The organism is Providencia sp. PROV130, assembly GCF_028482225.1.
In the GTDB taxonomy this organism is placed as follows: Bacteria; Pseudomonadota; Gammaproteobacteria; order Enterobacterales; family Enterobacteriaceae; genus Providencia; species Providencia rettgeri.
In genome coordinates this window covers 1-16,848 of sequence record NZ_JAMPQC010000019.1, presented here as the reverse complement: position 1 = coordinate 16,848, position 16,848 = coordinate 1, and the positions used below count along the sequence as shown (strand labels likewise).

The 16,848-nt window shown below is 36.1% G+C and carries 26 protein-coding genes; 8 read left to right on the top strand and 18 right to left on the bottom strand.

What is annotated here, in order from left to right; translation table 11 throughout:
* Positions 1 to 52: 52 nt before the first annotated feature.
* On the bottom strand, positions 53 to 1,303 hold the full coding sequence (locus tag PSF28_RS13230) for a mechanosensitive ion channel family protein (RefSeq protein ID WP_272664659.1): 1,251 nt from the start codon (positions 1,301 to 1,303) through the stop codon (positions 53 to 55).
* A gap of 332 nt (positions 1,304 to 1,635) precedes the next feature.
* Between PSF28_RS13230 and PSF28_RS13225 the strand changes: the two genes are divergently transcribed.
* Positions 1,636 to 2,160: an anti-virulence regulator CigR family protein gene (locus PSF28_RS13225; RefSeq protein ID WP_210840319.1), complete on the top strand. Its 525-nt coding sequence runs from the start codon at positions 1,636 to 1,638 to the stop codon at positions 2,158 to 2,160.
* A gap of 451 nt (positions 2,161 to 2,611) precedes the next feature.
* Positions 2,612 to 3,454 carry a D-amino-acid transaminase gene (locus PSF28_RS13220; RefSeq protein WP_210840321.1) on the top strand — a complete coding sequence of 281 codons (843 nt, stop codon included), beginning with the start codon at positions 2,612 to 2,614 and terminating at the stop codon, positions 3,452 to 3,454.
* Positions 3,455 to 3,474: 20 nt separating this feature from the next.
* Here the strand turns inward: PSF28_RS13220 and PSF28_RS13215 are convergent, their stop codons facing one another.
* The 3 genes from PSF28_RS13215 to PSF28_RS13205 form a co-directional block, all read right to left on the bottom strand.
* Entirely contained in the window at positions 3,475 to 4,050 is a 576-nt protein-coding gene (locus tag PSF28_RS13215) for a cysteine hydrolase family protein (protein ID WP_004912122.1), read from the bottom strand.
* A 96-nt stretch (positions 4,051 to 4,146) separates the two neighbouring features.
* Entirely contained in the window at positions 4,147 to 5,508 is a 1,362-nt protein-coding gene (locus PSF28_RS13210; protein WP_210840320.1) for a sensor histidine kinase, read from the bottom strand.
* A complete protein-coding gene (locus PSF28_RS13205) occupies positions 5,498 to 6,172 on the bottom strand; it encodes a response regulator (RefSeq protein ID WP_272685179.1) in 675 nt (224 codons plus the stop codon). The genes PSF28_RS13210 and PSF28_RS13205 overlap by 11 nt, the downstream gene beginning before the upstream one ends.
* Positions 6,173 to 6,344: 172 nt before the next feature.
* Here PSF28_RS13205 and PSF28_RS13200 point away from each other — a divergent pair, with 172 nt between their 5' ends.
* Positions 6,345 to 6,587, top strand: coding sequence for a hypothetical protein (locus PSF28_RS13200; RefSeq protein WP_210836765.1), 243 nt, complete (start codon positions 6,345 to 6,347; stop codon positions 6,585 to 6,587).
* 189 nt (positions 6,588 to 6,776) lie between these two features.
* On the opposite strand, the gene PSF28_RS13195 is transcribed toward PSF28_RS13200, so the two are convergent.
* A complete protein-coding gene (locus PSF28_RS13195; RefSeq protein WP_272685178.1) occupies positions 6,777 to 7,037 on the bottom strand; it encodes a DinI-like family protein in 261 nt (86 codons plus the stop codon).
* Positions 7,038 to 7,258: 221 nt separating this feature from the next.
* Here PSF28_RS13195 and PSF28_RS13190 point away from each other — a divergent pair, with 221 nt between their 5' ends.
* Entirely contained in the window at positions 7,259 to 7,801 is a 543-nt protein-coding gene (locus PSF28_RS13190; protein ID WP_272685177.1) for a GNAT family N-acetyltransferase, read from the top strand.
* Between the two features lie 18 nt (positions 7,802 to 7,819).
* Here the strand turns inward: PSF28_RS13190 and PSF28_RS13185 are convergent, their stop codons facing one another.
* Complete coding sequence (locus tag PSF28_RS13185) at positions 7,820 to 8,239, bottom strand: GNAT family N-acetyltransferase (protein WP_210836767.1); 420 nt, start codon at positions 8,237 to 8,239, stop codon at positions 7,820 to 7,822.
* 287 nt (positions 8,240 to 8,526) lie between these two features.
* On the opposite strand from PSF28_RS13185, the gene PSF28_RS13180 reads away from it, so the two are divergent.
* A complete protein-coding gene (locus PSF28_RS13180) occupies positions 8,527 to 9,258 on the top strand; it encodes a class I SAM-dependent methyltransferase (RefSeq protein WP_210840133.1) in 732 nt (243 codons plus the stop codon).
* Positions 9,259 to 9,406: 148 nt separating this feature from the next.
* A complete protein-coding gene (locus PSF28_RS13175) occupies positions 9,407 to 9,520 on the top strand; it encodes a DUF4113 domain-containing protein (protein ID WP_272664796.1) in 114 nt (37 codons plus the stop codon).
* A 283-nt stretch (positions 9,521 to 9,803) separates the two neighbouring features.
* Here PSF28_RS13175 and PSF28_RS13170 read toward each other — a convergent pair whose 3' ends face one another.
* From PSF28_RS13170 to csrA, 9 genes are all read right to left on the bottom strand, one after another.
* Positions 9,804 to 10,979: a tyrosine-type recombinase/integrase gene (locus PSF28_RS13170; RefSeq protein WP_272685176.1), complete on the bottom strand. Its 1,176-nt coding sequence runs from the start codon at positions 10,977 to 10,979 to the stop codon at positions 9,804 to 9,806.
* Position 10,980: 1 nt separating this feature from the next.
* Positions 10,981 to 11,196 (bottom strand): hypothetical protein, encoded by a 216-nt coding sequence (locus PSF28_RS13165; protein WP_272685175.1) that lies wholly within the window; start codon positions 11,194 to 11,196, stop codon positions 10,981 to 10,983.
* A 297-nt stretch (positions 11,197 to 11,493) separates the two neighbouring features.
* The gene (locus PSF28_RS13160; protein WP_112308306.1) at positions 11,494 to 11,862 is read right to left on the bottom strand and encodes a hypothetical protein; all 369 of its coding nucleotides are present in this window, start codon (positions 11,860 to 11,862) and stop codon (positions 11,494 to 11,496) included.
* A gap of 10 nt (positions 11,863 to 11,872) precedes the next feature.
* Positions 11,873 to 12,046: a DUF7167 family protein gene (locus tag PSF28_RS13155; protein ID WP_181489727.1), complete on the bottom strand. Its 174-nt coding sequence runs from the start codon at positions 12,044 to 12,046 to the stop codon at positions 11,873 to 11,875.
* 405 nt (positions 12,047 to 12,451) lie between these two features.
* Positions 12,452 to 12,811, bottom strand: coding sequence for a hypothetical protein (locus PSF28_RS13150; protein ID WP_272685174.1), 360 nt, complete (start codon positions 12,809 to 12,811; stop codon positions 12,452 to 12,454).
* A 1-nt stretch (position 12,812) separates the two neighbouring features.
* Positions 12,813 to 13,268, bottom strand: a complete 456-nt coding sequence (locus PSF28_RS13145) for a hypothetical protein (RefSeq protein WP_112308308.1) — start codon at positions 13,266 to 13,268, stop codon at positions 12,813 to 12,815.
* A 9-nt stretch (positions 13,269 to 13,277) separates the two neighbouring features.
* Positions 13,278 to 13,481, bottom strand: a complete 204-nt coding sequence (locus PSF28_RS13140; RefSeq protein WP_112308309.1) for a hypothetical protein — start codon at positions 13,479 to 13,481, stop codon at positions 13,278 to 13,280.
* 83 nt (positions 13,482 to 13,564) lie between these two features.
* Positions 13,565 to 14,467: a recombination-associated protein RdgC gene (rdgC, locus tag PSF28_RS13135; RefSeq protein ID WP_112308310.1), complete on the bottom strand. Its 903-nt coding sequence runs from the start codon at positions 14,465 to 14,467 to the stop codon at positions 13,565 to 13,567.
* Positions 14,468 to 14,617: 150 nt separating this feature from the next.
* Positions 14,618 to 14,806, bottom strand: coding sequence for a carbon storage regulator CsrA (gene csrA, locus PSF28_RS13130; RefSeq protein WP_071548870.1), 189 nt, complete (start codon positions 14,804 to 14,806; stop codon positions 14,618 to 14,620).
* 105 nt (positions 14,807 to 14,911) lie between these two features.
* Between csrA and PSF28_RS13125 the strand changes: the two genes are divergently transcribed.
* Positions 14,912 to 15,163 carry a bssS family protein gene (locus PSF28_RS13125; RefSeq protein ID WP_336297840.1) on the top strand — a complete coding sequence of 84 codons (252 nt, stop codon included), beginning with the start codon at positions 14,912 to 14,914 and terminating at the stop codon, positions 15,161 to 15,163.
* On the opposite strand, the gene PSF28_RS13120 is transcribed toward PSF28_RS13125, so the two are convergent.
* The 3 genes from PSF28_RS13120 to PSF28_RS13110 all read right to left on the bottom strand — a co-directional run bounded on the left by PSF28_RS13120 (position 15,087) and on the right by PSF28_RS13110 (position 16,424).
* Positions 15,087 to 15,383, bottom strand: a complete 297-nt coding sequence (locus tag PSF28_RS13120; protein ID WP_272527641.1) for a hypothetical protein — start codon at positions 15,381 to 15,383, stop codon at positions 15,087 to 15,089. The two genes, PSF28_RS13125 and PSF28_RS13120, sit on opposite strands and share 77 nt — an antisense overlap.
* Positions 15,384 to 15,411: 28 nt before the next feature.
* Positions 15,412 to 15,621, bottom strand: coding sequence for a hypothetical protein (locus PSF28_RS13115; protein ID WP_187710597.1), 210 nt, complete (start codon positions 15,619 to 15,621; stop codon positions 15,412 to 15,414).
* A 113-nt stretch (positions 15,622 to 15,734) separates the two neighbouring features.
* Positions 15,735 to 16,424: a LexA family transcriptional regulator gene (locus tag PSF28_RS13110; protein WP_272685173.1), complete on the bottom strand. Its 690-nt coding sequence runs from the start codon at positions 16,422 to 16,424 to the stop codon at positions 15,735 to 15,737.
* A gap of 104 nt (positions 16,425 to 16,528) precedes the next feature.
* On the opposite strand from PSF28_RS13110, the gene PSF28_RS13105 reads away from it, so the two are divergent.
* Positions 16,529 to 16,774 carry a transcriptional regulator gene (locus tag PSF28_RS13105; protein ID WP_217008395.1) on the top strand — a complete coding sequence of 82 codons (246 nt, stop codon included), beginning with the start codon at positions 16,529 to 16,531 and terminating at the stop codon, positions 16,772 to 16,774.
* Positions 16,775 to 16,848: the final 74 nt, after the last annotated feature.

Sequence of the window (16,848 nt, the reverse complement as noted above, 5' to 3'; positions counted from 1 at the left end):
ACCACTTTAGATGTAGATGAATAAGAAAATTTAACTAATTACTTAGTATTAATTATTTTTCTGGGGAATTGCCTATCATTCTAACATCATTTCCGGTAGGTGATTGATGTACCATCAGATTAAATTGCGGAAGGATTGAAAAGATATGATCAAAAATGTCTGACTGTATTCTTTCATATTCCACCCATACGGTTGTATTGGTAAATGCATATATTTCGATTGGGATACCATTTGAGTCAGACTCTAGCTGCCTGACCATGATCGTCATATTTTTGTGAATATTAGGATGTGATTTTAAATAAGCTTCAATATAAGCTCGGAAAGTCCCTATATTCGTCAAACGGCGTTGATTTAAAGGAACCGCTTTATCATCAGGTAGACTAGAATTAAAAACTTGAATCTCCGATATTTTCTGTTCGATATAGGGCTCAAGTAAATTTGCTTTAATGCATTGTTCTACTTCTTCAGATGTTAAAAAATGTACACTGCTGGCATCTAAGCGGACACTACGCTTAATTCTGCGGCCACCTGATTCAGTCATTCCTTTCCAGTTTTTGAAGGAATCAGAAATAAGGGCATAAGTAGGAATGGTTGTAACTGTGTTATCCCAGTTACGCACTTTTACTGTGGTTAAACCAATATCTACAACAGCGCCATCAGCGCCATATTTAGGCATTTCTAACCAATCACCAATATTAACCATGTTATTGGCTGAAAGTTGAATTCCTGCAACTAAGCCCATAATGGGATCTTTAAACACTAACATCATAACGGCGGTCATTGCGCCAAGGCCGCTAAGAATAATTAGTGGGGATTTACCAATTAATAGCGCAATTATCATGATGCCAATTAAAATTGTAGCAATCAGCTTAAGGCTTTGGAATATTCCTCTAAGCGGTAAATGCGCAGTTTTGGCGGCACGCTGGAGCACACCGAGTATAATATCAAGAACAGAATAGAGGGTGAGTAAGCCAAATAATAGGCACCATGCCTGTGAACCGACCTTTAGAACGGCTTGTGCAGTCGAACCTGAATGCAACCATAGCGTTGCTTGGATATTGACAACAACACCTTGAATAACAAAAGCAAAGCGATTAAAAAGATTATGTTGAGTGATTAAATGAACCCAAGTTCCTGCACTTTTTTGCCCGCGTTTTTCGAGTTGTGGAAGTAATATTTTATGTAGAATTAAATGTAATACGCAGGCGACGATCAGAATTAAACCGAGTACCATCAGTAAAGAGGCAAGGTTAGCGTAATCTTGGTTGAACTGACGTACCCAGTCTAGCAGTTGCTGCTGCATGGTTTCTCCTTCTTTAGGGGTTAGGAACGATTACTTATAAAAATATTAGATAGTCAAACGACCTTATCATATTAGTAATGAAAATTCATGGTGAACAATATTAAACTCCGTCCTAATTCTTATTGTTAGTTCTAAGTATTGCTTAGTATATGAATGCAATACTGATGATAATAAAGGTTATTATAAAGGAGGACGTTCGTTAATTTGATGGGTTAAGTAACATTTACATAACATTACGTGTGATAAGTATTTTCTGATTGTGAGTCTCTATAACTAAGCATAATGTTCTTCAAAATATTCCTAATATTATATTCACTTTGCAGGAATTTATTATGAACATATTTAAAAAGCCGCTTTGTTCAGTTCTTTTGCAGTATATCTTATTGCCTGTTATTGCTTGTACGCCATTATTCGCAAATTCATCTCCTAATGGCAATCAAGGTCAAGAGAATGGTAAAGGAAATCAAAAAATTCATGGAAATAAAGGAAATCAGAACAAAGATAAATCAAATAAAGAAAATAGTAATCAACAGCTAAAACATACCAAATCGAACAAGTATTACGATAAACAACGGGGTTCGAGTGTGAGTTTTAATGTGAGTTTTGGTCATGTAAGGCCTTTGGCCATTGAGTATGGTTTTACGGGATACCAAGGCTTGCCGCCAGGTATTGCAAAGCAAGTGAGTAGGGGAAAACCGCTTCCTCCAGGTATTGCAAAAAAAGCGTTACCTTCACCATTTTTAGCGCAATTACCTGTTTATGTTGGCTATGAATGGAAAGTAAGTGGTCAGGATCTTATTCTAGTTGCGATAGGGACAGCGGTTGTAGCTGAAATTATTGAAAATGTTTTTGAATAAAAAAAAACGACCTTGATTGCAAGGTCGTTGTGCAAAATAAATGCAATTAACGCTAATGATTAGGTAACTAAAAGGTTTGATTGACTACAAAATGATTAACTTGCTTACATAAAACGTTTAGAGAGTAATTCAACAACTTCTTGCACACTGCTGATAAATTCTTTGATGCTGTTCATCGGTAACTCCAAATTAAAATGTGATCCAGATCACGTGAGAGCATTTTAGCCATTAGCATGTTAATGTCAAGTTAATATTAAAAATAACTTTAAATATTAAACTATATTTTAATCTCTTTGCTGGCATTCATTTTGGTTGAAAGATACTCCGATAAGACGGATGAAAATCTATAAATGACTACAAAAATGTGAAGAATTGAAAGGTAATTTTTACAATATGGTGTATGGTTAAATAGAGAATAGGTAATGATTTGATTGATAAAGGAATACAGCGCATGATTGCTTATGTGAACGGCCAGTTTTTACCTGAAGAAGAAGCATCAGTATCTGTTTTTGACCGTGGGTTTTTATTTGCTGATGCAGTATATGAAGTGACAGCAATAATTAACGGTAAGCTAGTTGACTTTGAACATCATATGGCCCGTTTGCAGCGTTCTTGTACTGAATTACAGCTATCATTACCTTACGATTTAGCAGAATTAAAGCAAATTCATCTTCAACTAGTTCTACAAAATAATATAGAGGAAGGGCTTGTATATTTACAACTGACTCGCGGTAATGCAAGACAACGCAACTTTTTATATCCTGATAAAAAAACGAAGCCAACATTGGTCTTATTTACACAAAAGACGAAGATTGTTGAAAATGAAAAGTCTAAATATGGAATAAAAGTCATCACTGTCGATGATATTCGTTGGCAACGTTGTGATATTAAAACAGTCGCCTTATTAGCGGCTTCTATGGCAAAAGAATACGCTAAGCAACAAGGTGCAGATGACGCTATTTTTGTTAAAAATGGCTATGTTACGGAAGGAAGTTCCAGTAATTGTTTTATTATTACTCCTCAGAACCAAATACAAACACGAGGGCTAAGTAATAAGATATTGTCAGGTATTACCCGCCAAGCAATTTTACAGCTTGCTCGGGAGCAAGAAATAGACATTGTTGAAAAGCCATTTAGCATTGATGAAATGTTAGAAGCAAAAGAAGTCTTTATTACTTCTGCAACAACATTAGTTTGGTCAGTTATTATGGTGAATAACCAATTGATTGGGGAAGGTAAGCCGGGGAAACTTGCTACCCGGCTACGGGATATATACTTGCAAAAATTAAAATAATCTCATGAGATATCTAAGTGTTATTTTAATTGCATAAATTCTTTAACGGAAGAAACCGTTACCATTCCATCCAATGCCTGAATACTTTGCTGGTGGAGTTCTGGCGTTGGAGCGGCACATAAGTCTTCAAGTACGGTGACATAATACCCTAAGTCATGAGCCTGCCGAGCTGTACTTTCAATGGCTTTTACGGTACTAACTCCGCCAATAAACAATTCTGTAATGCCATTTTCGGTAAGCCATTTATGGAAATGGTTTCCTGCAAACGCAGAAACACCTTTTTTAATCATAACAGGGTCACGAAATGCCACTTCAAGGTCATGAGCCCAATTACACCCATTACCACTTAATTTTAAGGCACCAAGGCTTTTGGCTTGCTGAAACATTGGGGAGCCGGCAGGAACATCGTGGTAATTGTCTGAAAATCCAACTTTAACCCAAATAACTGGGATATGATGACTTCTTGCATATTGTGCTGCTTGATTGGCTTTTTCAACGATTTTGCGAGAGCAAGTCTGTTGATAGCTAGAATTAGATAAGCCATTTTTACCAATTATCTCTTCAATGAGATCAATAATAACTAATGCCTTGGACATTATTGCCTCTTTTAAGTGTACGTATATTAACTTATAAAAGGTGTATTCTAGCTAGAAAAATTAGTGAATGCTGTTAACTCAATAACATAATTAGATTTAGGGTAAGTCAATAATAAAACCAATGCCTCGATTGTCTAATCCATCAGTAACTCTAATTACTGCACCAATTTTATGGGCTAAATTATGAGCGATAGATAAACCTAAACCACTTCCGGTTTCCATTGTTCCAGGAACTCGATAAAAACGAGAAAATATAAGTTGACGGCTTTCTTCTGGAATTCCTCGGCCGTTATCTTGAACAGAAATAGTTCCACCAAATGGAGTTAGGTTTTTTAAAATAACTTTTATTTTCCCTTTTTCTGGGCAATATTTAATCGCATTTTCAATCAAATTTGTAAAAATATTACTCAGTGCAAGTTTATCAGTGAGGATATAAAACGATTTTGGGCTTTGTAGTTCGACATCAATGTCTTTGTTAATGGCGTAAGGTATATGTGAGGATATTAAGTGGCTGATTAATACGGGAAGGTCAACCTGCTCTTTATTTAATAAAAAATCTTCAGTTTCTAAGCGTGCTAAGTCAATTAATTGATGTGATAGAGAAGCTGCACGATTTAAAGTCTCTTGCATATCATTAATGATTTCTTCTTTTTCTTTTGGATTGTCAATTTGCATTAATAAATGTAATTGAGCTATGACAGCTGCAATCGGTGTTCGTAATTCATGTGCAGCATCTGCCATGAAGCGCTTTTCGCGTTGATTCGCAGCATCAACACGAGACATAAGGTTATTGATTGCTGCAATGATAGGCCTAATTTCTTTATATTGTTCTTTCGTTTCTATTGGAGTTAAATTGCCCGGCTGGCGGCTAGAGATTAGTTTTGCAGATTGCCTTAAAGGCCGTAGGCTAAAGTAAGCAGTAATTAAAATTGCTAACAGCATAATAGCCAAAATAAAAGCGAGAGGGATGGCGGTGCCTTCGGCTGGGCTACCTAATAAAGATTTACGGTCACTATAAGATTCGGCAATAACAACTTCAAAGGTTTTGTTGTCATTCCATGCAGACGTAAAGTGCCAGTCTTTATGTAATACAGCGAGCTCAGAGACGGATTTAATCGATGGAACGTGTAGCTTGTCACTGTTTCGATAATAGACATTCCCTTGTTTATCTCTAACAATCATAAATGGTCGATAACTAATATCGTCACCACTTTCCATCGCCGTAGAATAAAGTTCTTGTAGATTATCAGCAATTTTATTGAAATATTCTGGCTTATCAGCAACCACATCAAGAGTTTTAGCAAACCCTTGAGTGATGACGTTCTGTTGTTCATTTAATTCATCATGAATTGAAGGCCAATAAAAAAATTGTAGCCAACCAACTAATAACAGCCAAAGGAAAATAACTGAGCTGATTTGTAGCCCGAATGTATAAATAAAAAATGATTTAACTTTCACTTAGTGGTGCTTCTTTTTTTAATAAATAACCAATACCACGGATAGTAATTATACGCTCTTTACCTATCTTTCGACGTAAATTATGAATATGAACCTCTAAAGAGTTACTTTCCACATCGTCTAATCCGAATAGACGCTGTTCTAAATCTGTTTTTCTGACAACATTATCTGCATTTCTTATTAATTCATAGAGTAATAGATATTCTTTCCCGGAGAGCAATAGCAATTGTTCATTAAGGGTCACTTGGTGATTAAGAGGATTTAATTGCAGGTTACCAAGTTGCCATATTTCAGATGAAAAGCCAGCCATACGGCGGCTAACTGCTTTTACTCGAGAAATAAGCTCAGGCATAGCGAATGGTTTTGTTAAAAAGTCATCTGCACCTGAATCTAAACTAGAAACTAGGTTATCCATTTGATTTCTTGCTGTAAGAATAATTATTGGGATAGTTTCCCCCATATTACGCCAAGTAATGAGTTCTTCATGGCCATCGCCATCAGGCAAGCCTAAATCCAAGAGCATTAAGTCAAAATTACGGGAGGCAAGTTGTAATTTTGCGTCTGCAAGTAGCCTTACCCAACAAGGGTTAAAGCCTGCCAGTTCCAGTCCTCGACATAGTGCCTTTCCCAACTGAAGATCATCTTCGACTAATAGGATATTCATATTATCACCTCTACGAACAAGTATAAGCAGGCAGTGAGTGTCAGACAATATGCATTGTTCAAGTTTGAATCAGATTTAAGCATATCTTAAGGTTGGTTTAACTCATTTTTAAGGTACAAAGAAATAGATTGTTTATTATCATTTCATCACTCAAACAATAAGAGCATTGGTAATGAAACAAGCATTTTATGAGGTGCCATTATTTATAGTAGCAATCGCGCTTGCTTTAATATTTATGGGAAAAGATTTCAATAATTCACCCTCAGTTAGCTTATCAACTCTAGCGCTAAATGAAGTTTCTACTTGCGTGAATGTTGATAACTGTATTTCGCAGGTTAGAACAACTCGTGAAGGAAATAAAAAATTAAACCCAGTGAAAGAAATTAAAGCTTTTCTTAGATATAAAATCTATTAATAAATAGCGAGTAAAATTTAGACATGAGAAATTTAAAATAAGTAATTTCTTTAATAATCAATGCATTGCCTTAGTTTTATTCTCTTGCTAGTGGAAGTGTTTTTGTCGATGAGGCTGGGTTTAATTACGAGTTTTAGTAAAAGAAAAAGGAATGTTACACAATGGGTAAACATTCCTTTAAGTATTAGGTTAATCCACCGTTGTTTCTTCTGGGATCCAACCATCATCCATCCATATTTCTTCCAGTATCTCTTCAATACGAATTTTATCTTCCGTTATTTTAGTTCCAGAGATGTTAACGCGTTGTTGTGAGCTAAACCCAACCCGCGTTATCATATCAGGATATTGGTTTTGAAGTTTGCGTAAAATCTCAGTTTCAAGTGCTTGCAAAATAATTGAACTTGGTTTTTGTGGAGCGTTCTTATCAAATAATACTTCGATACGTAACATGATAGCCTCTAGTAAAGACTGTATTAATATACAGTATTTTTAGAACTATTAGGTAAAAAAGTCAATATAGAGCCACAAATATTTTTATCAGCGAATGAAGTGAAAAAATAATAGCAAGATAAAACAAAAGGTTAATATTATGAATTCACGATAAATAATTGTCAGAAAATTTAAAATAGGTATGCTAGATAATATTTTTTATAAGGGTGAGTTTTGATTAAATGTTACATGCTTTAAGAGTTTCAAGTGAAGATAGCCAATCGATAGCAATGATTAACCAGTTGTATGACACCGCTTTTCCGTTATATGAACAAAGAAGCTACCAAGGAAGAGAGGCAATATTAAATCATAGCGATTATTATTTACTCAATTTCAAAGAGAATGACACTTTTATTGGTTTCATTGGTTTCATTGGTTGTTGGAAAATCGAAGATTATTATTACATTGAGCACCTTGCTATTTCCCCCATATTAAGAGGGCAAGGTTATGGGCAAAAGGTATTAAAACTGTTTTGCCATGATGTTGGTAAAGTAATTCTAGAAATAGACCCCATTATTGATGAAGTTAGCCAAAAACGTTGGTCTTTTTATCAACATTGCGGTTTTCAGCAAAACGAATACGCTCACGCACATCCAAGTTATTACCCAGAAAATATACCTCATAAGCTTAGGGTATTAAGCTATCCAGAAGTGATAGCTCAAGAAGTGTATCAGCAATTTAATCGCACCTTGCAAACGGTTGTGATGAATAAAGCGCTATTATAGTTCACCATGTAGATGGTTTTAATCAGGTATATAGCAATAGATAAGTTCGGGATCATTATCATCTAAATTTTCAATGTAGCCACTAGGAATAAAGCCAGCTTTTATTAAGAGTTGTTGAGTGGCTGTATTTGATTGATTTGTAGATGTAAAAATTTTTTGGGTTTTACTCTGCATTTTTAGTTTATTAATTAAAATGAGACCAAGGCCTTGCCGACGATAGTTTTTATTTATCATTAATAACTCTATAAAGGCATGGGAATAGAAATGATAATGTAGAACACCATACGCCAATATTTCGTTGTTGGCTTCCAGTACATAACATATTCCTTGTTCGATCCATCGGATAATGTCTTCATAGCGTTCTGTTGTCGCAATGGTATCTATGGAAAATATAGCATTTATATCAATTAGTGTTGCTACTCTAAAGTTAGTTTTCATTATTAATCAGTTATTTGCCAATGCTAAATGTCTTAATTTGAAAATATTACCGCATAGGGTTGGTTTAAATAAAAGGTTAATATGAAAACTTAAAATAAGTTCATTATAGTTATTTTTCTATTAACCTATTGATTTTTAATATTATAAACAGTTAGCTGAAAAGCTACCATAAAGTTTGCTCTTTACTATCATTGAGTCGTTGTAAAGCGATACAGTGCTATTTCTTATCAAAATTAAGAAATATAGAATATGATAGCCTAAGTTTCTTATTATTGTGGGAATAGACCATGTCTCAAAATATTTATGATGATCCTGATTTTTTTGCGGGCTATGCAACATTGCCTCGCTCAGTCAAAGGGCTTAATGGTGCACCAGAATGGAGTGCAATACAACGGTTATTACCAGATTTAAATGGAAAATCTATTATAGATTTAGGCTGTGGTTATGGTTGGTTTTGTCGTTGGGCTAGGGCTCAAGGGGCAACACAGGTAACGGGTGTTGACCTCTCAGAAAAAATGCTAACAAAAGCAATTTCCATGACAGATGATTCAGCAATAATTTATTTACGTGCTGACTTGGAAAAGTTGAGCTTATCCACTGAACAATATGATTTGATCTATAGCTCGCTGGCACTACATTATGTGGTCGATATTTATTCTCTATTAGCTAAGTTGTATCAAGCTCTAAATCAAGGTGGAAGGGTGATTTTTTCAGCAGAGCATCCAATATACACCGCACCACTTATTCAAGAATGGTGTACAGATAAGTATGGTAATAAAGCCTGGCCGGTTAATCAGTACCAGCAAGAAGGCAATAGAATTAGCAATTGGTTTGCTGATGGTGTCGTGAAGCAGCACAGAAAATTATCGACTTGGATTAACTTACTAATTTCTGCTGGGTTTGAAATAATTGCACTGGACGAGTGGGGGCCATCATGCGAGCAAATTATAGAAAATCCTACATTAGATGAGGAAAAAGAGCGACCAATGATATTTATTATTAGTGCTCAAAAATCATAATTAAAATCTTATGTTTTGGTAAAGTTTAATACACATCACAAGGCGATTTATTATGGTTCTATGAATCGCTAAGGACTGTTGTTGGTATAACGCACACAATAGTACTAGTGACTATGGGAAATATAACCATGGTTAGTAATTGACAGGTATGTGTAATGACTGTTTGTTAGTAAGAGTAGTAAATAGCGTATACAAGATGAAAAGAGAAATGTTGTCCGCATATACGACAAACGTTGATGAATTGCCAGTGGTTAAAAGCTAGGAAATTGGCTGGGATTTTACCGTGGTTTTACCGTCATTTTACCTTTTTAAAATTACACATACAAAAAAACCAACCATAACAGGTTGGTTTTCTTAGGGAATTTTGGTCGGCATGATAGGATTTGAACCTACGACCCCCGACACCCCATGACCCCGATAGCAAGCTATAAACCACATTGATTTAAAAGGAAAATAAACCCATCGACTGTTCATGCAAACAGTGCTTAATATGCAAAACTTGCATTATATACATCAATTAGTTAAGTCGACTTTTACCCGGCCATTTAAGCTATTTCACAGTGCGGCACTTCAATCCAATCAACATGATTTTCGGTATAAATTTTTGTTGATTCAGCATCACTGTGGGCCATACGTGCCTGAGGATCAAACCCGCGTTGCTTAAACATAAATGCAGCCAATGCCCTAATTTCATGAAACGTCGGTCTTTCATCTTGTGGTAAATTAGCAGCAACACCAACACGATCCCTGAGTGATGAAAAAGCACGACTAAGATAATCAGGGGCCACTTGGGTAGGGTGATTAACTTCTTTGCTGATTTTATTCGGCAATCGAATTGGTAGTCTATGCACGATGTAAGGACTGGCTACACTGTCACGACTGTTATCAATTATTTCTTTTAGTTTTTTTCCAATAGGTATTGCTACATGTGATGCTTCTTTGTGCTGAACTTTTTGGCGATGTATGTAGATCATGCCATAAATGCCGTCTTTTTCTTCATCAAACCAAACGCAGCTGCAGGTATTAGCTTTTGGGGCTTTGATGTTGTATTTAATACGAGAAACTTCAAGTCTAGCTTGTGTTGTCTGTAAAGCTAAATCCATAGCTGTTCGTAACCAAGGTTCAGCTGATGCACGGATTTTAAGAAAGTCATCATAAGATAGGCGGCGGCGTTTTTTCCCATCGACACGTTTCATTTTCTTACGTTCTGCAGGATTATCTAGCATTAATGATTCATCCATTGCATAACTGAATATTTTCTTTAGAAAGCCAACTTTTCTATTTTGAACGTTCGCGGAAGCTTCAGCATGAAATTCATTAATGAACCCGTTCACATGCTCAAGTGTTACCTCAATTGGTGTGATATCATTGAAATAAGCCTTAACCCTTTCTAGATCTTTAGTCCAATCGCTAAGGGTGCTTTCCGATGGCTGTTCATCATTCACCATTCGAGCAAACAATTTATTCAGATGCTCGGAAAATGGCAGAGATTCGCCGTTTGTGCCGCCAGAATCAACAATTAATGATTTGACTGAAACAGCACTCTCAGGACGCATTATATTGTTATATTCTCTGGCTATCGCAATTGCCCTAGCTTTATCAGCGCCTATTCTTCTTCTGACGCCATTAACTAGTGTAAAGCGATATTGTTTCTCAGCTTTATCATAGTAAAGAAAGTCAGGCAAATGCCTGAACTCTCTTTTACGCGGTCTGCCTTTCATTTTATGAAGCCCTTATTAAATCACTTACGCATGATGCAATATCAGACTCAACACCCCACTTTTCTGAAGAATAAACCCAAGCCGCGCCATCAACGATCTTTCCTCGCACTTCACCAATCGTTACCCAGCGTTTTATGGTTCTATTATCGGGTATTGAACCATCCTCGAATTCTCTTTTGGCCCATGCGCTAGCTTTCATAAGTTTTCCTCTAGACATAATTATCTCCACATCTGCCGCATACAGATTTAAATATTAAATATCGTCGTTAACTGGTTTAATTAAATGCTGGTGGATAATGCTCACCATTAAGTGTTTATATTTCATTGCTAGTCCTTATCTATGGGGTGTATATTAAAATTACAGTTATTTAATTTAGTAACTTGTGCCAAGGAGGCTAAAATGAGACGTAATAGAAAAAATACAACCTGGGTTGATGTGGCATCTTGTCTATTTAGAGGCATTAGCTGTCTCATTGGTGCTTTGGCTATAATCATGCTTTCAGTTCTGATACTTTTAGCATTGTTTTACGGATTGAAATAAAAAATCCGCCCGAACATATAAGGTGTCAGTTGGGAACTCCCTGCTCGACCTCCAAGTTACATCGCCGCTATATAAATTAACTGGATATACAGGTTTATTTATCTCCTCTGGTTCAGGGGCAACCTGTAGCCATATTAATTCTGGTGCGGTAGGGCAATTAATGCTTTCTGGTAAGCTATTAATTAAACTCTCTCGTGATGCTTGCCAACTAATCCACATTAAATCTACATATTGGTCAGCGTAATTTGATCCGTTATTTGCACGTTTAAGTTTTAATTCAAATTCTGACGGGTCGCTAAGTGACTTTATTTCCGCTTCAAATTGCTGTCTTGATTTATCCATCACTCCACCTTTAATCTTCAGGTTGTACCCAGTAATCAATAAGCGACTCTATTGCATCGCTAATAATTACACCTTGCTCAGATTCAGTTAATTGGTTCCATTCAGCCTCGGTCATTCCTAAACCAGTTTCAGAATCAGAGCCAACCTTATTTGTCCTTGCAACTAAAACCATCTGCTTACTCATATTCATTCCTCTTCATTGCATCCATTTAATCGCTAGGATTAAAACTTTTCATGGCAAATATTTAATCATCACCTACACTTAAGCCCGAAAGATTAATAACAAGCTGTGCAACTTTCGCCGATTCTCCCTGTGTCGGCTTTTTTTTATCTACTTCCTTGCTAAATTCCATGGCTTAACTATTCTTAAATTGCTTACACAGAGAAACTATAAACATATCTAGACAATCCCTTGCCGTCCGCTCCGTGGCGGCATTTTTTTTGCGAATTATCCAAATAAAAGTATCTATTTGTTTGTATTAGTGTAATTTGGTTATCGAAGCCACGTGTAAGCTTCATTTAATGATTAATTCCCTTGTAGTAATTATACCGTCTAAGTCGGCGGTTTTTTTCATTGCATCCCTGCGAGCTAGTGGCGATTCTTTAATCCATAGTAATAACCACGCTTTAACCAGCGGTATATTTTCTTAACTGCGCCGGGCTTGGCTCTAATTTCCTCGTTAATATATAGGCGTCCAATTTTGTTGAATGGCAAACCTGTACAGCCATGGTTAGCGCCATCATTGATAAACAACCAGCGATAATTTTTTAACCATGCATCTGAGTTACATTTAGGGCATGGAATAGTTTCTATTGGTTCGTATAAATTTCCACTACCATCACAAGCATCCAAATCCCACAGATAACCATCAATACATTGACTATCAATATAGTGAGCGCCGAAGTCATAACCTTGATAATCACAAGCAACTTGTATTTTTTTCTTCATGTCAGCCACCTATGCGTGTAGCAGTTCTAATGCGCTCATAAACCTCACTAGCTTGGACCCGTTCATCACCAACATCACAGGCGCAGAAATATTCAAATGCAGCTTTTTCAGCTTCCTTATGCGCTTTGATGAATTTCGCCTTTAGTTTTGCTACATCTGGTCTTAGCCATGAACAAACAGGGCCATCTTCTGATTCAAAAATACCACCGATAAACCAACCATCACCTTGCGGTTTGCTCGGTACCCACCCTGAGATATCGCAATCACCATCTATAAAATAGCGTTTGAATGTTGGGTGACTTTCATCAATATCTCCATCCATACAGACACCGCAAATTTCAAGACAGTTGTTATCAAACCACTGTTTTAAAAATTCAATATCTTCACTTACAGGAATTTGAGAATGAGCCCAGTAGCCATTTTCGTCGCGTTCTACTAATTCAGGTTTAATAGACATATGCACCCCCTACACAATAATTCTGTAAACTGAATTAACTGTTTGTATATAACCATCAGTTAAATAAGTATCGATATTAACTACTGGTGATGTATGTATTTGAGCGCCATTAAAGAAGCGTTTTTTTGTGTCATTGTAAACATGGCCATCAGCACCATGGGCGTTAACTGATTCGAGCAATATATCTGCATCAAATTTAATTTCATTTGACATAATTAATACTCCACACAAAGTTTAGATAATAAGAGTCCGTCTCTTAATAAAGAGAATTAAATTCCTTGGTGTTGGTTAAATAGTTACTCTGATTCTTCTTTGTATTTTAATAATTCAATCAATAGCTCAATTGTATTAACCATGTGAAACATAAATACTGCGTTTGTGTGTCGATAGCGAAAAACTCTATCTCCGTCACAGTCAATTTCTACTAATGGTTTGATATTTTTAAAGTCAAAATCATCTGTGAGCTTAAAGCTAATATCAAAGGTACTTAATTCAATTAAACAAACTTTAAAATGACTATCAATTGAATCTTTAACTTGCTCACGAATTAAATTAAGTTCAGCATCATATTTTAGGGTCTCTAGCTTTTTATCAAGCTTACGTTGTAGCAAAAGGAAATTTCCGGGATAAAGGTCATGACCAAAGCACTCTGCTGGTGGTTGGTTATCAATGTGGTTAGATAACCGTGTTGTAATTCCATTTTTTGCATCATCAATGTGAAAAGTTTCAGTTTTTACAGTACCGCAAGCTTTCACCAAACTGCCTAATAGCGCTTGGTGGTCTGGCTTTCGCGTTGTGGACACAAACAGGAAACCTTTTTTAACATGGTAAAGAGCAGTGATGATTTTTGTTTTAGTTAAAGCGACCTTTAGCATTTCTTCTATTGCAATATGCTTTAGTTCAGCTTCAAGAAAATCATCGATACCTTGTTCTTTCAATTTCTCAATGCGTCTATTTACTTCAAATGCGATAGCTGCTTTCGGAAGTATCTTTTCATCAATACGAAAAGTAATAATATAGCCACCTTCAATTGGCGTAACTAATTCACCTGTGATTTTATTCGGAATAAAACCATAGCTAATAGAATGTGACTCTAAAATATCAACAAAGAGTAATTCTTTTAAATGATTTTCTAAAACGTCAGCGCTGGGTAATTCAGCTTTAAAAATAACACAGCTAGTAATTGGAAAACGTTTCATTTGTTTTTTCCTCAAATATAATTAACTCCACACATAATAAATAAGACCACTGACAAATAATGAATATATTTACCTAGTATGAACACTGAATATCAGTGGCCTTATGTATTATGAAAAAGGGCGGCACAACACCGCCAAAAACTACAAGGGTCAATCACTAGCAGTGGCAATACTATTTTCAGCTAAGATACGCTGATAAATTTCTTCACGATGTACAGCAACATCTTTTGGGGCTTCAATACCAATCCGCACTTGGTTACCATTCAGACCCAAAACAGTGACTTTAATATCATCACCAATCATTAAAGTTTCACCGACTCGACGAGTTAAAATAAGCATTCCCATACTAAACACTCCACACAGTTAATAAGGTTGCCTGATTATTTAGCCACATCAGGCGGCTGTGGTATTATTGTTATTCCGCAATAACAATAAGGTTTAAATATGTCTAAGAAAGATGATATCCCTGTATTTCCTATATCTGGCTACCAAATTGGACCTTTAAAAGGATATGATTCTTTAGTTATGAAACTACAGTATCTATCCTCGCCAATGCAGTCCTTAGACCAGGCTCAAGAAACTAATTTCTTTGCCTTAAGTCCTGCTGTTGTTAGGGGGATCATTTCTGACCTCCAAAAACATCTTGAGACCCTTGAAAAGTCCGAGATTCAATCGCCTCAAGGGAAGAAGCATTAACTGTTGGGAATGCACTGTAACCATGTTGGATAGTTTTTCCGAACGCATTTGCTTCTAGTTCTAAAGAATTTCTATCCAGCATTAAGACTTCAGTAGTTTTTGCGATAAATGACAAGTAATCCGCAGCTACTGCAACATCGGTTCTCAAATAACACACAGTGTCACCGTTAATTTTCAACTCAATAATATTTCCTGTTGTTTTATCTGCTTTATTCGACATAGCCAGAACTCCACACAATTGAATTCAGTTAAGCACTAACAGTAACTGCACACATATCCAAGCATTCTGCAATTTCATCATCGAGTTTTTCGAGTTCAGCTTGCTTGTTATCACGGTCAGTCTGTAATTGCTTAAGGCGATTAATCAATTTAGCCTTTGCTAGTATCCACTCGCGCACATCATCCTGCGACATTGGCACACTGAAAGTAACGATTGGTTCATTTGAATTGGTTTGCATGAGTTTCTCCTATTCCTTACGTGAAATAAGAATGCAACTAAAAGTAGATATTGTCAACAACTAAAAGTAGAAAATAAAGACAAAATAAAACCAGCAATTGCTGGTTTTCTAAATTATGCGAATTGTTTTAATGACATGGGCAAACTTCGAATTAGCTTTCCATGGAAATACAGCTCATGCATTTCATGATCTTCAATATAAAAGGGCGGGTAAAACTCATTATCAGACATGACGGCTAGTTTTCTACCTTTAACCCTTTGTAATCTTTTGATAAATGTAGAACCTTCAAAGTTAAAGACATAAATACCATCACCAGTGAACTGTTCAATCTTGGTATCTACAAAGAGCAAGTCTTTCGGGTTTAATGTTGGTGACATACTGTCGCCATCAGCGTTTATAATTACTACACCATCAAGGCTGTTTCTACCAAAAAGTTCATAAACCCTTTCTTTAGGGATTTCTATGGAACGAATTATCTCAGGGAAGGGATTATTAACGTAACCATTCCCAGCAGATGCAAATGCTTCGATTTGCCTCACTGTGACCGTGTCTTTTTCTTGTTCTTCGCCAAAGCTTCCATATATATCAACGCCATAATCGAGATAAACAGGCGTGGAATGTACTGTATTTGCTACTTGTTCCATTTTGTCATCTCTAGGCTTTGCTGTTCCAAGCGTATAACGTCGAGCCATTTCATAGGAAACACCAACATTCTCAGATAGTTGCTTAACATCAACACCAGCATCTCTCATACGCTCAGTAAGTCGCTTAGCGAAATCACTGTATTTTGTATTTTCTACCATAAGTAGAAGTTTATCTCGCACTTTAAGTATTGTCATTTCTATTTTAAGTTGCTTATTATCTCTACTTTAAGTAGTATTTGTTTATTCTTAATCGGAGAAGAAAAATGAATAAAGAAAATATTACAGAGAGAGCTATTAGAGCCGTAGGCGTCCCGTCATCTGTCTCGCGCTTATTCGGCTTCAATTCCCCTCAATCAGTTTTTAATTGGATTAAAAATAACAAAGTACCAGCGGAACGTGTAATTCAGCTCTGCAAAATGGGAGGGTGGGAAATTTCACCACACCAACTTAGACCCGATCTTTATCCAAATAAATTGGATGGTTTACCAAACGATACCAAAACCAACTAACTGAGTTAACTACAAACAAAACAACGGAATTGTAGATATGTGCAAACAAACATTAAAAGAAGTCGTAAAAGAAA

Bases quoted from the DNA above. Each gene is read 5' to 3' on its own strand.
- PSF28_RS13230 (WP_272664659.1), bottom strand. From the start codon at position 1,303: ATGCAGCAGCAACTGCTAGACTGGGTACGTCAGTTCAACCAAGATTAC.
- PSF28_RS13225 (WP_210840319.1), top strand. From the start codon at position 1,636: ATGAACATATTTAAAAAGCCGCTTTGTTCAGTTCTTTTGCAGTATATC.
- PSF28_RS13220 (WP_210840321.1), top strand. From the start codon at position 2,612: ATGATTGCTTATGTGAACGGCCAGTTTTTACCTGAAGAAGAAGCATCA.
- PSF28_RS13215 (WP_004912122.1), bottom strand. From the start codon at position 4,050: ATGTCCAAGGCATTAGTTATTATTGATCTCATTGAAGAGATAATTGGT.
- PSF28_RS13205 (WP_272685179.1), bottom strand. From the start codon at position 6,172: ATGAATATCCTATTAGTCGAAGATGATCTTCAGTTGGGAAAGGCACTA.
- PSF28_RS13200 (WP_210836765.1), top strand. From the start codon at position 6,345: ATGAAACAAGCATTTTATGAGGTGCCATTATTTATAGTAGCAATCGCG.
- PSF28_RS13195 (WP_272685178.1), bottom strand. From the start codon at position 7,037: ATGTTACGTATCGAAGTATTATTTGATAAGAACGCTCCACAAAAACCA.
- PSF28_RS13190 (WP_272685177.1), top strand. From the start codon at position 7,259: ATGTTACATGCTTTAAGAGTTTCAAGTGAAGATAGCCAATCGATAGCA.
- PSF28_RS13185 (WP_210836767.1), bottom strand. From the start codon at position 8,239: ATGAAAACTAACTTTAGAGTAGCAACACTAATTGATATAAATGCTATA.
- PSF28_RS13180 (WP_210840133.1), top strand. From the start codon at position 8,527: ATGTCTCAAAATATTTATGATGATCCTGATTTTTTTGCGGGCTATGCA.
- PSF28_RS13175 (WP_272664796.1), top strand. From the start codon at position 9,407: ATGTGTAATGACTGTTTGTTAGTAAGAGTAGTAAATAGCGTATACAAG.
- PSF28_RS13170 (WP_272685176.1), bottom strand. From the start codon at position 10,979: ATGAAAGGCAGACCGCGTAAAAGAGAGTTCAGGCATTTGCCTGACTTT.
- PSF28_RS13165 (WP_272685175.1), bottom strand. From the start codon at position 11,196: ATGTCTAGAGGAAAACTTATGAAAGCTAGCGCATGGGCCAAAAGAGAA.
- PSF28_RS13160 (WP_112308306.1), bottom strand. From the start codon at position 11,862: ATGGATAAATCAAGACAGCAATTTGAAGCGGAAATAAAGTCACTTAGC.
- PSF28_RS13155 (WP_181489727.1), bottom strand. From the start codon at position 12,046: ATGAGTAAGCAGATGGTTTTAGTTGCAAGGACAAATAAGGTTGGCTCT.
- PSF28_RS13150 (WP_272685174.1), bottom strand. From the start codon at position 12,811: ATGAAGAAAAAAATACAAGTTGCTTGTGATTATCAAGGTTATGACTTC.
- PSF28_RS13145 (WP_112308308.1), bottom strand. From the start codon at position 13,268: ATGTCTATTAAACCTGAATTAGTAGAACGCGACGAAAATGGCTACTGG.
- PSF28_RS13140 (WP_112308309.1), bottom strand. From the start codon at position 13,481: ATGTCAAATGAAATTAAATTTGATGCAGATATATTGCTCGAATCAGTT.
- rdgC (WP_112308310.1), bottom strand. From the start codon at position 14,467: ATGAAACGTTTTCCAATTACTAGCTGTGTTATTTTTAAAGCTGAATTA.
- csrA (WP_071548870.1), bottom strand. From the start codon at position 14,806: ATGCTTATTTTAACTCGTCGAGTCGGTGAAACTTTAATGATTGGTGAT.
- PSF28_RS13125 (WP_336297840.1), top strand. From the start codon at position 14,912: ATGTCTAAGAAAGATGATATCCCTGTATTTCCTATATCTGGCTACCAA.
- PSF28_RS13120 (WP_272527641.1), bottom strand. From the start codon at position 15,383: ATGTCGAATAAAGCAGATAAAACAACAGGAAATATTATTGAGTTGAAA.
- PSF28_RS13115 (WP_187710597.1), bottom strand. From the start codon at position 15,621: ATGCAAACCAATTCAAATGAACCAATCGTTACTTTCAGTGTGCCAATG.
- PSF28_RS13110 (WP_272685173.1), bottom strand. From the start codon at position 16,424: ATGGTAGAAAATACAAAATACAGTGATTTCGCTAAGCGACTTACTGAG.
- PSF28_RS13105 (WP_217008395.1), top strand. From the start codon at position 16,529: ATGAATAAAGAAAATATTACAGAGAGAGCTATTAGAGCCGTAGGCGTC.